The following is a 13,993-nucleotide window of genomic DNA, read 5'->3' on the forward strand; positions in this document are numbered from 1 at the left end:
CGGGTCGTCATTGACCGGCGCGGGGCGCCAGTCCCCCCAGCATGTCAGAGTCGCGGCGGGTGCTGGCTGAACTTGCGGAATTGGTTCAGCGAGGTCAGCGCAATGTACCAAAGCCTACGGGGATGACGTTCGGCGCGGTAGAGCAACGGATTGGCGACCCGGCGGGCGCGCATCAGTTCGCGGGCCTTCTCCCCCACGGGTCCGCGCAGGTGTCTGCGCAGCAAGGCCAGCGGCAACACCGTGGACAGCACCTGGGCATCGGCGACCAGCGGGGCGGCGTCGGGGTCCGCGGCGGGCAGCTCCCCGTCGTCGTACTCCGCCCCGAGGTACTCGCGGACGTAGAAGCGGGCGGCGTTGTGGCCCGCAGCGGTCATGTAGTAATGGTTGCGTCCCAGCCGCGGATTCAGTTCGAAGAATTTCACCAGCCCGTCCCGCGGGTCCAGTTTGGCGTCGAACATGGAGAATCCGGTCCATCCGAGGTGCTCGAGGATGCGGCGGCCCTGATCGATGAACTCGGCGTTGACGGCGGTGACGATACCCGCCGAATTGCCCAGCACCAAGGGGGCGTGTTCCTCCACGACGACTTCCCCGTAGGCGGCGAAGCGGACGCGGGCGTCCCGGTCGGAGTAGAAAGTGCATAGGCGCATGTTCGTGTCGCCGCCTCCGATGAGTTCCTGGAGGATGAAGGGGCTGGTGTAGCCCGAAGCCCGGATGCGCGCCAGCAGGTCATCGAGCTCCCCGCGGGTGGCCAGGGTGTGGACTTTCTGCTTGCCGGCGAACTTGGCGTGCACCCAGGCACTGCTGTCGGCGGGCTTGCCGATGAGCGGGAACGGCAGATCGGCGGGCAGGGGTTGCGGGGCGACGGGATCGTAGGCGATGGTCCGCGGATGCGGGATGCCCAGTTCGGCGCACAGGGCATAGAAGTTCTGTTTCAGCGCCGCCCGTTCGATGGTCGCCGACTCCGGGTACGGAATCGTGTACCAGGGCTCGAGTTCTGCGCGATGGTCGGTGATGATCCCGATATGCAGGTCCAGCGAACCACAGAGCAGCAGGGGCCGGGGGCGCGCCCCGTCCGCGGTGAGGTCACGGGCCACCTGCAGGAGGTGTTCGACGACGCGGGCCCCGTCGGTCATGCTTCCCGCCGGGCGGATATCGATGGCGACGGAGTGCTGGAGCACCCCGTTCTCGCCCGCAGGAACCGCCACGCTGACCGCCCCGTAGGCCTCGTGGAACTCGCGGGCCAGCGAATAGGTGCCGATGTCCCCGCCGAGGATGACCGGGACGAACGGCTGTGAATCCAAAATACGCATGGGCTCCAATCTATCCGGATCAGTCCCCCGCTCCGAACCGGTGCCACTGCCACTAGGCAAAACACGTGACCTACAGCACAATGGCCAGAAGCAGCCATCCGCGGTTCCACGGCAGGGAAGGCAGGTTCCATGGGGTTCCTCGATAGATCGCATTCCATCGCTCCACCGGGGTTCAACCGGTGGCTCATCCCGCCGGCGGCATTGGCGGTGCACCTGTGCATCGGGCAGGCCTACGCGACCAGTGTCTACAAGACCGCGCTGATCGGACATTTCGAGGCCTCGCAAACGGCCATCGGGGTGATCTTCTCCATCGCCATCGTGATGCTGGGGCTCTCCGCAGCCGTCATGGGCACCTGGGTCGAACGGTCCGGACCGCGTAAATCGATGTTCGTTGCCGCCACCTTCTGGGCCGCAGGATTCCTGCTCGGGGCGCTGGGGATCTTCTCCGGACAGCTCTGGCTGGTCTACCTCGGCTATGGGGTATTCGGCGGTATCGGCCTGGGCATCGGCTACATCTCGCCCGTTTCCACCTTGATCAAATGGTTCCCCGACCGCCCGGGCATGGCCACCGGCATGGCGATCATGGGGTTCGGCGGTGGAGCACTCATCGCCTCACCGCTGTCCACCCAACTACTCAAAGCCTTCGATCCCGCCTCGGGGACCGAAGGATGGGTGGCCAGCGGCGACGCCGTGGGGCGGCTGTTCGTCACCCTGGGCCTCGTGTACTTCCTGGTCATGATGTACGGGGTGTTCAGCATCCGCGTGCCGGCCGACGGCTGGCGACCCAACGGTTGGGACCCGTCACGGGTGAAGCACTCGCAACTGGTCACCACCAACCATGTCTCGGCGGCCAACTCCATCAAGACCCGCCAGTTCTGGCTGATCTGGACGGCATTGTTCCTCAACGTCACGGCGGGCATCGGAATCCTCGAGCAGGCCTCACCGATGATCCAGGACTTCTTCCGGGCCGGGAACGGCATCTCGGCGGTCTCCGCGGGGGTGGCCGGGGGCTTCGTGGGTTTGCTCTCCATCGGCAACATGGCGGGACGTTTCCTCTGGTCGAGCACCTCGGATGTCATCGGCCGCAAGAACATCTACATGATCTATCTGGGTGTCGGCGCGGTGCTGTATGTCATCCTGGCGTTCTTCGGAGGATCGAGCACCCTGCTCTTCATTCTGTTGGCCTTCGTGATCATCAGCTTCTACGGGGGCGGATTCTCCACGGCCCCCGCCTACCTGAAGGACCTCTTCGGCACCTTCCAGGTCGGGGCGATCCACGGACGCCTGCTCACCGCGTGGTCGGCAGCAGGGATCGCCGGCCCGTTGATCGTCAACGGCCTGCTGGATGCCCAGGGCAAACCGGGCACGATGAATGCCCACAACTACCTGCCGGTGCTGCTGACCATGGTGGTCCTGCTCGTCATCGGATTCGTCGCCGCCGCACTCATCCGTCCAGTCGACCCGACGTTCCATGAACCGGAACGCGAAACCGCCAGCACCACCGCCGAGGAGGCCCCGTGAGCACCACAGGATCCAGCACCCCCGAGGACATTCCGGTCAACGTCGCCCCGGCCCGATTGGTCTTCGGGTGGATGCTGGTCGGTGTCCCGCTGCTCTACGGTGTGGTCACCACGCTTTCCCGCGTGGGCCAGCTGTTCCAGTAGCCCCGGGGACCGAACGCTCAGTCGGGCAGTTGCCCGTCGTGCAACCGGTCCTCCAGGGCAGCACGGACCTCGTCGACCAGGACCTGCATGTGACGTTCGGCGCCGGGCCCGTCGGCCGCGGCCACCGCGGCCGCCACGGCCTCATGTTCGGCCAGGGCTTTTTCCCGCGGGTGGAAGGGCATCATGCCTTGATGGGTCCGCCCCGACAACACCTCGGCAACGACCCCGTCGAGTTCAGCGAACATCGAGTTGCCGCTGGCGCGCAGCAGCAGGGCATGGAAGGCGATATCCACCGCGAGGAAGCCTTCCAGGTCACCCTCCTCCCCCAACCGGCGCAGCTGCGCCGCCAGGGACACGATCTCCTCGCGGGCCTGGGACGGGGCACGCCGCGCGGCTCCGGCGGCGGCCAGGGGTTCGACGGCGACCCGCAGCTCCGTGAGCTCGGTGAATTGCCGTTCCCGGCCCGGCCCCGACAGGCGCCAGCGGATGACACGGCGGTCATAGGCGTTCCAGAACCGCGATTCCTGGACGACGAGGCCGATCCGTCGTTTCGCATAGACCAATCGCAGTGACTCCAGGACCCGCATGCAATCGCGCATCACGGTGCGGGAGACCCCGAAACGCGATTGCAGGGCATCGAGGGTCAACCGGTCCCCGGGGGCCAGCACGCCATCGACGATTTCCCGCCCCAGGGTTTCGACAATCGGTTCCTGGAGCACGGTCGCTCCGGAGGGGATCTGCATGGTCATCATCCTATGACGCCCGGTCACATCACGGTTACCGGGGACACTATCCACGTCCGGGCATAAGGTGTTATCTTTTATTCAGCCGGTCCGCCGGGCCCAGGCCAACGACGTCCTTCCAGGAGTAGACATGCCGCTTCAGGCACCCCAACCGCCTCCCACCCATCTGGTGGTGATGGGCGTATCCGCTTCCGGCAAGACCACGCTGGCCAGCCTGCTCGCCGACCGCCTCGGCTGGCCCATGGCCGAAGCCGATGACTTCCATCCGGCCACCAATGTCGCCAAGATGGCCTCCGGCACCCCCCTGACCGACGACGATCGCTGGCCCTGGTTGGCAGTGCTGCGCGACTGGATGGACCACACCCCGGGTCCAGGGACCGTGATGACCTGTTCGGCCCTGAAACGCAGCTACCGGGACCTGCTGCGCGAGGCCGACGGCGTCGTGCGTTTCGTGCACGTCGTGGTCGATCCCGACATCCTGGCCGAACGCATCCGGGAACGAACCGGGCATTTCATGCCCGGGACCCTCCTGCCCAGCCAACTGAACACCCTTGAACCCCTCGAATCCGACGAGGACGGCTTCACCCTGGCCAACGACAGCAGCGCCGAGGACCTCCTGGCCCGGGCCCTGTCCTCGTTGGACCTGGACCCGAAGAACCCGACCGAGCAATAGAACCCCACCCCGACCGGAGAACCCATGACCCTCGAGAACTGGACCCAGACCCTGGGTGCGGGACCATTGCTCGGCATTGCCGCCGGCGCGATCGTCGTTCTGCTCCTGCTCATCATCCAACTACGGATGCACGCCTTCGTCGCCCTGATCCTGATCAGCCTGCTGACCGCCTTCGCGACCGGCATCCCCGCCGGCAGCGTCGTCTCGGTGCTGACCGACGGATTCGGCTCCACACTGGCCTCTGTGGCCCTGCTGGTGGGACTGGGCGCCATGCTCGGACGCATCGTGGAGATGTCGGGCGGGGCCAAGGTCCTCGCCGACGTCCTGATCCGCAAATTCGGTGAGAAGCGCGCCCCGCTGGCCCTGGGCGTGGCCTCGCTGCTCTTCGGGTTCCCCATCTTCTTCGACGCCGGACTGGTCGTGATGCTCCCGGTGGTCTTCGCCGTCGGGCGACGCCTGGGTGGCGGCGTATTGCTCTACGGCCTGCCCGCCGCCGGTGCCTTCTCGGTCATGCACGTCTTCGTACCACCGCACCCGGGCCCGGTGGCGGCCGCCGAATTCTTCGACGCCAATGTCGGATTCGTCCTGCTCATCGGGCTCATCGTCGCCCTGCCGACCTGGTACCTGGCCAGCTACCTGTACGGCAAGTGGGCCGGACGCCGATGGGAACTGCCGATCCCGAGCCTGTTGGGCGAAGCCGATGCCGAGCACGAGTCGAACCCGCCGGCCTTCGGCACGGTCATCTCCGTGCTGTTGCTGCCCCTGGTGCTGATCTTCATGAACACCGGGCTGAACACCCTGGCTTCGGCCCAGGTCCTGCCCGAGGCAGCCCAGGACGCCGCATGGTTCCAGCTGCTGCGCGCGGTCGGCGAAACGCCGGTGGCGCTGCTGATCTCCCTGCTGGTGGCCTCCCTCGTGCTGGGCATGCGTCGGGGCATGAGCAAGAACGCCATCGAACAGGTCATGGAGAAGGCCCTGGGCCCGGTCTGCTCGGTCATCCTCATCACCGGTGCCGGTGGCATGTTCGGCGGCGTCCTGCGCGCCTCGGGCATCGGCGAGGCCCTGTCCGACGTGCTGGGCGATCTGGGGGTGCCATTGATCCTGGCCGGCTTCCTCATCTCGGGCATCCTGCGCGTGGCCCAGGGATCCGCGACGGTGGCCTTGACCACCGCCGCCGCACTGCTGGCCCCCGCCGTGGCGGTCGCCGGCCTGAACGACATCCAGTTGGCGACCATGGTGGTGGCCGTGGCCGCCGGCTCGGTGATCATCTCCCATGTGAACGACTCGGGCTTCTGGCTGGTTGGACGGTTCTTCGACATGGACGTCAAGACGACCCTGAAGACCTGGACCGTGTTGGAGACACTGATCGGCGTGGTCGGGTTTGCTTTCGCGGCAGTGATCTTCGGCTTCGCTTCACTCGGGTAGCGCGGCAGGTCCACCGGCCATCCCGGCCACTCCGCCGGGATGGCCGGACCCGAGGTGCTAGCGACGCCCCCGGGCCGGGCCGCCGCGGCGCTTGCCGCCGGAGGATTTCCCGCCGGGACCTCCACCTTTCTTCCCGCTTCCGGGTCGCGGCGCACCCGCGGCGGACTGGTCGCCGCGCTGCCGGCGTCGCTGGGCTTGGGCGGCCGCGGAACGTTCCCGCTCCTGCACCGAGGGCTGCCGGGAGGAATTGGCCCTACGTCCACGGACGATGCCGATGAACTCCTCCACGCGGGGGTCCTCCGGCTCATCACCGACAGGCTTGAGCCAGGCGACCCCGATCCGGGTGGACGGGGCCCCCGTCACGATCTTCTGCACGACGTCCTTGCGCCGGTACAGGCGTCCGACGGATTGGGGGACGATCACCAAGCCGGTCCCGGCACCGACGACCTCCAGGGCCATCGCCGTTCCCCCGACCCGTGGCGGATAGTCGGCCAGGTCCAACCAGGTCTCCTCGGCCAGCTCCTCCAACGGCACCTCGTCGTCGTACAACTCCAAGGCATGTTCACGCGGGGCACACACCACGGGCAGCTCCTCGTAGAGCGGGATGACGTGGGTCATCCCGTCCGCGGGGTTCACTCCGTCGGGGAACCTCATGAACACCAGGTCCGCGTCACCGGTGGCCAGCAGCCCCCGCGGATCGTCCCCGATGTCATGCATCGTCGCCTGGACCGGAACCCCGGGTTGACGCTCCCGCCAACGATCCAGCCACTTATCCGGGGTCACGCCCGGCACGAACGCAATTCTCAGTTCAGCCACGACCGCTAGCCTACCGGCACCCTCCGCGCCCGGTAGGCTGGGACCATGACCCAGAAATCCTCGCAGAGCATGAAACCGGCCACTGCCGCCAAGAAGCTTGGTGTGTATCTTCCCGCCACGCCTGCCGAGTTCCAGGATGGTCCCCTCACCCGGGACGCCCTGGACGACATGATGAATGAACCGCCCGAATGGCTGGTCGAGTTGCGTCGGACCGGACCGCACCCGCGCCCGGTCATCGCCCGCAAACTCAACGTCAGCATCTCCGGGCTCGCCCGGGGCGGCATCGACGAAGCACTGACCACCGCGCAGATCGACGAATTGCTGGCCGACCGGCCCGAATGGCTGCAGGCCGAGCGCACCAACATGGCCGAGGTCCGCGCCGAAGAAGCCCGCATCAAGGAAGCCGACGCCCGCAAGGCGGCGGCACGCGAGACCCCGGGCAGCTGACCGGACCCATCGTCGTGGTCGACCCTTAACAAAAAGCGGCGCCCATCCCCAGAGGGGGAGGGCGCCGTTTTCGGGCGAACCAGACGGTGCCTAGTTGGCGGTCTTCACGATGTAGACATCGCACGGGGCGTTCAGGGCCACACTGGAGGCCACGCTTCCGAGCACTCGCCCCAGGCCCTTCATCCCGACGTTGCCCACGACGATGAGCTGGGCTCCCAGCCTGCTGGCTTCCTCCACGAGGGCATCCTGCGGCTTGCCCTTGACGGCGGAGGCCTTGATCGTGGCCCCCGGGACCAGTTCACGCAGCTTGGTGGCGGACTTCTCCGCCAGCTTCTGTGCCTGTTCCGCGTCGTCGAGGATCCACGTATCACTGCCGATCTGGACGACTTCGGTGTTGTCCTTGGTGTGGGCGGTGATCACCACGAGGTTCGCGCCCAGGCCGGCCGCAACGGTCGCAGCACGCGTGGCCGCCTTATTCGCGGTCTCGCTGCCGTCGACACCGACGATGACTGTTCCTGACATGTGTTTCCTCCCTGTCTGGTGTGACGCCGTTGGCGCCGACACCCCTTGGTCCTGCTTGGTCTACTTGGTCTTCTGCCGCAGGAAACCAACGGCCCGTTCCCAAGCCAATCGTGCCGCTTCCGGACGATAGTTCCCCTGGGGGTCCTCATCATTATGGAACGCGTGAGGCGCTTCATAGTAGTGGAATGTGACTTCGGACTCGGATTCGGCGCGGAGCTGCTCTTCCTGCTCCTTGGCCTGCTCCACCGGGAAGAGCCCGTCCTCGGTCGCATAATGTCCCTGGACGGCCGCCTTCACGCCGGTGAACGACTCGGGCACCGCCTGGCCCACGCCGTAGAACGGGACGGCCGCAGCGATCCGTTCCCCCTGTTGCGCCGCGAGCGCCAACACGAAGCCACCACCCATGCAGAAGCCGATGGCCGAGACCTTCTCACTGGTGACCTTCTCCAACCCCGACAGGTAGTCGACGGCCCCGGCCAGCAACCGGGCGCCCTCGGCCTCGGGCAGCTTTTGCATCATCTCCCCGGCTTCGGCACCGTCGTGGGTGATCCAGCCTCCATACAGATCGGGGGCGAGGGCGACGAAACCCTCGGCTGCCAGACGATCCGCGACGTCGCGAACATGATCCGTCAGGCCCCACCATTCCTGGATGACGATGACCCCCGGTCCGCTCCCCGAAGCGGGCTCGGCCAGATAGCCATGGGCGTCCTGCCCGTTGGAAGGGAACGCGACATTCTGATGAGCTGACGGTTCAGCCACGGATGCACTCCTGCTCGTCGACGATCTGGTTCGCTTTCCCAGTCTATGCAGATCATGCCTCCGGGTCTCCTCCCCGGGCGTACAAGTCCAGGCCCCGGTGGTCCCCTCCACGAAAAATGTCCTCCTCCCGGGATTCCGGGAGGAGGACATTTCATCCAAACTCGTGCCCCAAGCGGGACGAAACTGTAACCTCGTTCGCCACCTTGAAATCGTTGATTTCACGCGGATCTTCTGATGGAGAAGATTGGTGTGATTCAAGTGTATCTGTACCTCGGAGTGACAATCGTGGCCCAGTGGTGACGCCAATTGGGACGGCTGTAACCCCGTTCCCCGCTGAGGACTTACAGCAAATGATTGCGGCGTATAAAGCAGGTGCGTCGCTCTACACCATCGCGTGTGAATGGAAGCTCGGCAAGCAGACTGTGCGGCGCAAGCTCGATGAAGCCGGAGTCAGAATCCGGCGGAAGGGGCTTGATGATGAACAGGTGGTACGTGCCGTCAGTGGATACGAATCGGGACAGACCATCCGAGAAGTAGCCGCCGACCTTGGCGTCGGTCATTCAATGGTGTGGCGAGCATTGAAGAAGGCTGGTGTTGAACTTCGCGACAACGTCCGACGGGTTGGTCGAAAACTCTCGAGCCAGTGATAAGAGCCATAGCAGGCCAGTCGATCTCGTTGTGCATCATCCGCACCTCCTTTGTAGAGGTCGCTGCGAGGAAAGGATGATCATGACTGCTTTGACAGAGGCGCCGAATGACGAACATCTGGCGAGGGTGATGCTCGCGTACGCATCTGAGCCTGGGGATCGTGTCACTGGACGGTTGGTGAATGACTTTGGGGCCTCCGAGACAGTGCAACTCGCGCTGGTAGCTCCCGGGGCCGATGGTTCGGAGGGTGGTGCTGTGGATCATTGGCGCAAACGGGTCAGCCCTCGTTTGAATATGGATCGCGCCCGTGATGCGCTTGAGACTACCGAGCAGATCGGTGCCCAGCTCCTGACTCCAGATGATTCAAAATGGCCAGAAGAGATGAACATTTTGGGTGATCACGCGCCGCTGGCACTGTGGGTGCTGGGCAACGCGGAGCATCTGTCTGCTGAGGCCTCGGTAGGGATCATTGGCGCGCGGGCAGCGACCGGTTATGGCTCGCATGTGGCTGGGGAGCTTGCCGATGGTGTCGCTGAGCAGGGTCAGGTCGTGGTGTCGGGCGGCTCTTATGGCATCGATGCTGTCGCGCATCGTGCCGCGCTGATGGCAGGTGGGCCGACCGTCGCTGTTCTCCCTGGCGCGCTTGACCGCTTGTACCCATCGGGGCACAAGCAACTGTTTGAGCGGATCGCCACAACTGGCGCGTTGGTCAGCGAAGTGCCGCCGGAGGCGACTCCGACGAGGTGGAGGCTGCTGCAGCGAGGACGGGTGATCGCTGCACTGTCGTCGGCTGTCGTGGTTGTGGAAGCGGGTGTGAGATCGTCCGCCTTGTCGGTGGCAGCGCAGGCAGCAGAATTCGGGCGGTGCGTGGGCGCGGTACCGGGGCCGATCACCAGCGCTTCGTCGGCAGGCAGCCACCGTCTGATGCGTGATGGGATCGCAGAAATCGTCACGAGGGTCGACGACGTCACCATGATGCTGCAACGCGCCGGAGCCCACCCTGGGAGAACTCTGACACCTGATACCGCGTCGGCGCAGGTTTCAAGCTCGTCTTCTCCCGCCCGCACTACTGGACCCAGCCGTTAAACAAGGTCGAAGGGATGAGCTGACGGTGATGGATCGATCATTGAATGACGGGCGACATTTCGGCCCGTATGGGCAAGAGTTGTTCGAAGACCACGTGTCGCAACTGCTGGAAGGGGGCGGCCTCATGAGACGACTCGGTAACGCGCATGCCCCACGGGTGGGTTGGGCGGATCTTTCGGCGAGGATCGGCCGCAACGACAAACCGGGAGTGCTGTTCGCCGCGGTGATCACTGGGGCGCTCTCTGACCGGGAGCTTCGTAGGGGGCTTGAGGATACGTGGACGACGTGTGAGTGGCCGGGGCGGGCTGCGGATCATGAGGTGTGGGTGCAACTGTTCGAGCTCGCGGGTGTCGACGAGGATCACTATTTGCACGAGACCGAGGTGCGCGATCGGGCACGGCTGCCGGGGACGGTGCAGCTGTTTCGTGCCGCTGCGGAGGGTCACCAGACGGGACTGTCGTGGACAACGAGTTTCGAGCGGGCGCACTGGTTCGCCACCCGGCTCGGTGCGATCGGCGGTCGCCACCACGAAATCTATGAGGCGACGGTGCAGCGGGAGGCGGTGCTCGCCAGCTTCCATAAGACTCGCAGCGAACACGAGTACGTCATTGACACTGGTCGCCTCGACCGGGTCATCCCTGACATTGTGGAGCCCGCCGTGTGGGAGCACCTCCTGGAAGAGGGCGACCGGCCGCGTCCGACAGACCAGTAGCCTCGGATGTTCGAGTCTGCAGGTCGGTGAACTGCGGACGGGTAACATCGTCGTACCTCTTCATTGCGGGCATGACTTCATTCTCTCCTTCGTGTTAAGTCATACCCCTCCATCAAACAGGGCGGTTCAGTGAACGCTTGCGGCCCAGAGTAGTCGGCACATGACGGCAGCCCTCTTTCAGGTCTGGCGACAAAGAACCTTGAAGGACTACCCAAGATGCTGCCGGACGGTCATGCCGTCACGCTCGGGTGACGGCGACACACATTTGAAAGTCGCCTTGTTTGCTCATCTTTTCTCCGACGGACCTCAGGCAGAAGGAACCCCGCCTTAGACGGCCGCTGCCGCGCTCCCGCTGGGAGTATGCCCCTAGCCCAGCGGGAGTATTGCGACCTGTTACATCTTCACTGGGAGGGGATAGCCGAAACCCAAATGATCCCGAAGTATAGAACGGTTAGGTGAGGCTTCGGAATCATATGGCGCGATCGGGCAGGAAAGATGGCAACATACTCAGGACATCAAGTGACACCGGGCCTGCTGACTTGCCGTCGAGAACATTCAATGCGATATGACCAAACACGAAGACACGAATGGTGTTAATGAGTGTGGGATGATCGTCTTCTGGAAAGCTCCAGTCGGTGAGGCGTTGGGAGAACACGTCTGTGACGGTGCGGAATGATGTGGCGAGTAGTTCCTGCAACTCATTGTTGCTGGAGGCTTCGAGCCAGCTTGATACGGCAAGTCGGTTGACATCAACGGGGTGCTCGTCGCGATACTGGGTCAGTGCCTTCATAAGTGCAGGTAAGCACTCACGAGGGCTTTCGGCGATAGTGATGGCGTCGATGAGAGTGGCATTGAGGTATTCTTGATCCTGCCGGGTAATTTCAAGGAGAATGTCCTGTTTTCCTGGAAAGTACCGGTAGATGCCTCCAATCGAAATACCAGATTCGCGTTGGATGTCGGCCATCGTGGTGCCCGCGATACCGCTGCGAGCAAAACAGCGTACGGCAGCGTCAAGAATGACCTTCTGCCGACTGGTTCGATAACTGTCTGAGATTTTCGGCATGATGCATCTACCTTGGCATAGCGGGGGTCTTGTCTGTCCAGTATGCGTGAGTATGGATGTGGGCGCGCCGCATTCCTGCGCGTTGCAGGGCACTACGCAAACGTTGGAGGCTACGCCCATGTCCAGCCAGATACGCATGCGTCGTATCGAGTGACAACTGGTCTTCCTGGTCGGCAAGGTGTTGCTCTAGCCATGTATCGAGCGCTGCTCCGGGAACATCTATGGCGGTGATGACCTCCAGACCGGGTGTGATGATTTTTGCGCCGTGTTGGTCACCATCTGGGACTTCGACGGCACCAACTACCTGTGTGCGGCCAGCTGTGACTGAAGGGTGTTCTAGGAATGATCGCCACAGGCCGAGCGTAGTGGCATCTCCCAGCACTAGGATTCGCGGATGGGGTGCCCAGCGGAACGAGCGTGGCGCTTCCAGTCCGCACCAGGTGATTTCGTCTCCGAGTTGCAGGTTTCTGACCAGGTGTTCTCCGGGTGCGTCGCCCGTTGTGGAATGGAACAGGAATTATATCTCGCCGGTACCCTTAGCGGGGTCGAGCCGGGACGGGGTGTAGTGGCGGAACTCGCCTTTTGCGACACGAAATGCAGTCACTTGGCAGGGTTCCCACCGAAAGTTTTGCAATGCGGGAGAGGCGAAGCTGATCAACCGTAATTTTGGTGAAGGGTCGATGATTTGTGTGACGGTGGTAGCGCGGCCAATCTTTTCGATCGTGTCTGCGACGAATTTTGGGTAAATTGCCACGGATACTCCTTCAAGCAGTCAGTGTGAGAGAAACGATGATGATGGTGAACAAGGCGACGAGACCGATGAGCCATAACCAGTCTGAGCTGCGGAAGGGTTCGCTGTGGCGTTCGGTTCGCGAGTTGTGGAGGCCGAAACTACGGGTCTCCATGGCGATTGAGACCCGTTCGGCATGTCGGATACCTCCGGCCAATAGCGCTATCGGGATAGTGAAGAAGCCGAAGATTCGTCTTGGTTCGAGTCGGCGCATGAGAGGTACTGCTGCATAGCGCGCACGGTGAGCGAGTCTGATCGTGGTCAGTTCGGTTTGCAGGTGGGGCACGAACTCAAAAGCAATGAGGGCGGCGTATCCGACCCTGTACGGTAACCGCAGGTTCTGTACCGCTGCGCGTACCAGGCCGCGAGTATCTGTAGTGAGCCCGACCATCAGAGCAAGTGCGAGGATCGCGCTGATCCGCGCCCCCGTTGCGGCTGATATTTCCAGTGAGGTTGAATGCCACGCGACCGACCCAAGCGCGAACAGCGGAGTCTCTCCAGGTGGCGCGGGTATCCATACCGCGAGGGTGAACATGAACAGGACTGCGAGGCCGGGCACCGCCGTTAGCACGGCTGGTTGGGCCCCTTGGTAGAAGCCCGGTGACTATGTGAGTTTCGCATCCGATAATGGATGCAGGAGGAAATTCACAGATATGGCACGTAGACATACCCCTGATCAGGTCATCGCGAAAGTACGCCAGGGCCAAAAAATGCTCAACGACGGACGCCCGATGATCGAGGTCATCAAGGAACTGCAGATCACTGAAGCGACCTGGTACCGGTGGCTTCAGCAGTACGGATCCGAGAAGAACGCCGACCAGACCAAAGCTGTCAAAAACCTCGAAAAGGAGAACGCCAGGCTAAAGAAGCTGGTCGCGGAGAAGGAACTAGCCATCGACATTCTCAACGAGGTGGCGCGGGGAAAATTCTAAGCCCCGAACCACGCCGCCGTGCCGTGCGTATGGCGCAGGAAAAGTTCGGGGCATCTGAAAGATTTGCCTGCAAGGTGCTCAGCCAGAACCGCTCAGCCCTGCGCAAAGGCCTGCCAACGGTCAGCTTCGAAGAGGCCCAGCTGCGCGCTGATCTACGTGCTGTGGCTCAGAAGTATCCCGCCTGGGGCTGGCGTAAAGCGCGCTGGCATCTGCTCGAGCAGCCGCAGTGGGATGGGCTGGGGCTGAACACGAAGCGCGTACGCCGGCTCTGGCGCCTCGAGGGACTCACGTGCAAGCCCAAGGTACGCAAGAAACGCCGTAGCGGGCCCGGTGCCGGTGAGCAGAAGAGGCTCAGTGCCGAGTATCCGATGCATGTGGTCAGCTTCGACTTCCAATCCGACGT

The 13,993-nt window shown here is 63.6% G+C and carries 17 protein-coding genes and 1 pseudogene; 9 read left to right on the forward strand and 9 right to left on the reverse strand.

Annotated features, from left to right (window positions below; all coding sequences use genetic code 11):
* Positions 1–44: 44 nt before the first annotated feature.
* A complete protein-coding gene (locus tag ACT3S6_RS12440; protein ID WP_444555219.1) occupies positions 45–1,310 on the reverse strand; it encodes a carboxylate--amine ligase in 1,266 nt (421 codons plus the stop codon).
* Between the two features lie 129 nt (positions 1,311–1,439).
* Between ACT3S6_RS12440 and ACT3S6_RS12445 the strand changes: the two genes are divergently transcribed.
* Together ACT3S6_RS12445 and ACT3S6_RS12450 are read left to right on the forward strand one after the other, a co-directional pair.
* On the forward strand, positions 1,440–2,831 hold the full coding sequence (locus tag ACT3S6_RS12445; RefSeq protein WP_443383829.1) for an OFA family MFS transporter: 1,392 nt from the start codon (positions 1,440–1,442) through the stop codon (positions 2,829–2,831).
* Positions 2,828–2,974, forward strand: a complete 147-nt coding sequence (locus ACT3S6_RS12450; RefSeq protein WP_443383826.1) for an MFS transporter small subunit — start codon at positions 2,828–2,830, stop codon at positions 2,972–2,974. The genes ACT3S6_RS12445 and ACT3S6_RS12450 overlap by 4 nt, the downstream gene beginning before the upstream one ends.
* A gap of 17 nt (positions 2,975–2,991) precedes the next feature.
* Here ACT3S6_RS12450 and ACT3S6_RS12455 read toward each other — a convergent pair whose 3' ends face one another.
* Positions 2,992–3,717, reverse strand: a complete 726-nt coding sequence (locus ACT3S6_RS12455) for a FadR/GntR family transcriptional regulator (RefSeq protein WP_443383823.1) — start codon at positions 3,715–3,717, stop codon at positions 2,992–2,994.
* 130 nt (positions 3,718–3,847) lie between these two features.
* Between ACT3S6_RS12455 and ACT3S6_RS12460 the strand changes: the two genes are divergently transcribed.
* Positions 3,848–4,390 carry a gluconokinase gene (locus tag ACT3S6_RS12460; protein WP_443383820.1) on the forward strand — a complete coding sequence of 181 codons (543 nt, stop codon included), beginning with the start codon at positions 3,848–3,850 and terminating at the stop codon, positions 4,388–4,390.
* A gap of 24 nt (positions 4,391–4,414) precedes the next feature.
* Complete coding sequence (locus ACT3S6_RS12465; RefSeq protein WP_443383817.1) at positions 4,415–5,815, forward strand: GntP family permease; 1,401 nt, start codon at positions 4,415–4,417, stop codon at positions 5,813–5,815.
* 57 nt (positions 5,816–5,872) lie between these two features.
* On the opposite strand, the gene ACT3S6_RS12470 is transcribed toward ACT3S6_RS12465, so the two are convergent.
* The gene (locus ACT3S6_RS12470) at positions 5,873–6,631 is read right to left on the reverse strand and encodes a substrate-binding domain-containing protein (RefSeq protein WP_443383814.1); all 759 of its coding nucleotides are present in this window, start codon (positions 6,629–6,631) and stop codon (positions 5,873–5,875) included.
* Between the two features lie 45 nt (positions 6,632–6,676).
* On the opposite strand from ACT3S6_RS12470, the gene ACT3S6_RS12475 reads away from it, so the two are divergent.
* Complete coding sequence (locus ACT3S6_RS12475) at positions 6,677–7,078, forward strand: DUF5997 family protein (RefSeq protein ID WP_443383811.1); 402 nt, start codon at positions 6,677–6,679, stop codon at positions 7,076–7,078.
* A 90-nt stretch (positions 7,079–7,168) separates the two neighbouring features.
* Here the strand turns inward: ACT3S6_RS12475 and ACT3S6_RS12480 are convergent, their stop codons facing one another.
* Together ACT3S6_RS12480 and ACT3S6_RS12485 are read right to left on the reverse strand one after the other, a co-directional pair.
* Positions 7,169–7,600 (reverse strand): universal stress protein, encoded by a 432-nt coding sequence (locus ACT3S6_RS12480; RefSeq protein WP_086994058.1) that lies wholly within the window; start codon positions 7,598–7,600, stop codon positions 7,169–7,171.
* 60 nt (positions 7,601–7,660) lie between these two features.
* Positions 7,661–8,359 carry a dienelactone hydrolase family protein gene (locus ACT3S6_RS12485; protein WP_443383808.1) on the reverse strand — a complete coding sequence of 233 codons (699 nt, stop codon included), beginning with the start codon at positions 8,357–8,359 and terminating at the stop codon, positions 7,661–7,663.
* A gap of 350 nt (positions 8,360–8,709) precedes the next feature.
* Between ACT3S6_RS12485 and ACT3S6_RS12490 the strand changes: the two genes are divergently transcribed.
* The 3 genes from ACT3S6_RS12490 (at position 8,710) to ACT3S6_RS12500 (ending at position 10,805) form a co-directional block, all read left to right on the forward strand.
* Positions 8,710–9,006, forward strand: coding sequence for a helix-turn-helix domain-containing protein (locus ACT3S6_RS12490; protein ID WP_096157947.1), 297 nt, complete (start codon positions 8,710–8,712; stop codon positions 9,004–9,006).
* 82 nt (positions 9,007–9,088) lie between these two features.
* Complete coding sequence (gene dprA / locus ACT3S6_RS12495) at positions 9,089–10,093, forward strand: DNA-processing protein DprA (protein ID WP_165770477.1); 1,005 nt, start codon at positions 9,089–9,091, stop codon at positions 10,091–10,093.
* Between the two features lie 28 nt (positions 10,094–10,121).
* Complete coding sequence (locus tag ACT3S6_RS12500) at positions 10,122–10,805, forward strand: hypothetical protein (RefSeq protein WP_096157945.1); 684 nt, start codon at positions 10,122–10,124, stop codon at positions 10,803–10,805.
* Between the two features lie 469 nt (positions 10,806–11,274).
* Here ACT3S6_RS12500 and ACT3S6_RS12505 read toward each other — a convergent pair whose 3' ends face one another.
* The 4 genes from ACT3S6_RS12505 to ACT3S6_RS12520 all read right to left on the reverse strand — a co-directional run bounded on the left by ACT3S6_RS12505 (position 11,275) and on the right by ACT3S6_RS12520 (position 13,193).
* Positions 11,275–11,868: a TetR/AcrR family transcriptional regulator gene (locus ACT3S6_RS12505; protein ID WP_165770476.1), complete on the reverse strand. Its 594-nt coding sequence runs from the start codon at positions 11,866–11,868 to the stop codon at positions 11,275–11,277.
* Between the two features lie 7 nt (positions 11,869–11,875).
* Entirely contained in the window at positions 11,876–12,250 is a 375-nt protein-coding gene (locus ACT3S6_RS12510) for an SIP domain-containing protein (protein ID WP_180993131.1), read from the reverse strand.
* A gap of 135 nt (positions 12,251–12,385) precedes the next feature.
* Entirely contained in the window at positions 12,386–12,622 is a 237-nt protein-coding gene (locus ACT3S6_RS12515; protein ID WP_102598822.1) for a hypothetical protein, read from the reverse strand.
* Positions 12,623–12,632: 10 nt separating this feature from the next.
* A complete protein-coding gene (locus ACT3S6_RS12520) occupies positions 12,633–13,193 on the reverse strand; it encodes an energy-coupling factor transporter transmembrane component T family protein (protein ID WP_444555220.1) in 561 nt (186 codons plus the stop codon).
* Positions 13,194–13,311: 118 nt separating this feature from the next.
* Between ACT3S6_RS12520 and ACT3S6_RS12525 the strand changes: the two are divergent.
* Positions 13,312–13,993 (forward strand): annotated as a pseudogene (locus ACT3S6_RS12525) (transposase); the annotation flags it as partial.

It is taken from the genome of Arthrobacter sp. AOP36-C1-22, assembly GCF_052377515.1.
In the GTDB taxonomy this organism is placed as follows: Bacteria; Actinomycetota; Actinomycetes; order Actinomycetales; family Micrococcaceae; genus Arthrobacter_H.

Coding starts and splice junctions, on each gene's coding strand:
- ACT3S6_RS12475 (WP_443383811.1), top strand. CDS start 6,677: ATGACCCAGAAATCCTCGCAGAGCATGAAACCGGCCACTGCCGCCAAG.
- dprA (WP_165770477.1), top strand. CDS start 9,089: ATGACTGCTTTGACAGAGGCGCCGAATGACGAACATCTGGCGAGGGTG.
- ACT3S6_RS12490 (WP_096157947.1), top strand. CDS start 8,710: ATGATTGCGGCGTATAAAGCAGGTGCGTCGCTCTACACCATCGCGTGT.
- ACT3S6_RS12520 (WP_444555220.1), bottom strand. CDS start 13,193: ATGTTCACCCTCGCGGTATGGATACCCGCGCCACCTGGAGAGACTCCG.
- ACT3S6_RS12500 (WP_096157945.1), top strand. CDS start 10,122: ATGGATCGATCATTGAATGACGGGCGACATTTCGGCCCGTATGGGCAA.
- ACT3S6_RS12445 (WP_443383829.1), top strand. CDS start 1,440: ATGGGGTTCCTCGATAGATCGCATTCCATCGCTCCACCGGGGTTCAAC.
- ACT3S6_RS12440 (WP_444555219.1), bottom strand. CDS start 1,310: ATGCGTATTTTGGATTCACAGCCGTTCGTCCCGGTCATCCTCGGCGGG.
- ACT3S6_RS12460 (WP_443383820.1), top strand. CDS start 3,848: ATGCCGCTTCAGGCACCCCAACCGCCTCCCACCCATCTGGTGGTGATG.
- ACT3S6_RS12480 (WP_086994058.1), bottom strand. CDS start 7,600: ATGTCAGGAACAGTCATCGTCGGTGTCGACGGCAGCGAGACCGCGAAT.
- ACT3S6_RS12465 (WP_443383817.1), top strand. CDS start 4,415: ATGACCCTCGAGAACTGGACCCAGACCCTGGGTGCGGGACCATTGCTC.
- ACT3S6_RS12455 (WP_443383823.1), bottom strand. CDS start 3,717: ATGCAGATCCCCTCCGGAGCGACCGTGCTCCAGGAACCGATTGTCGAA.
- ACT3S6_RS12505 (WP_165770476.1), bottom strand. CDS start 11,868: ATGCCGAAAATCTCAGACAGTTATCGAACCAGTCGGCAGAAGGTCATT.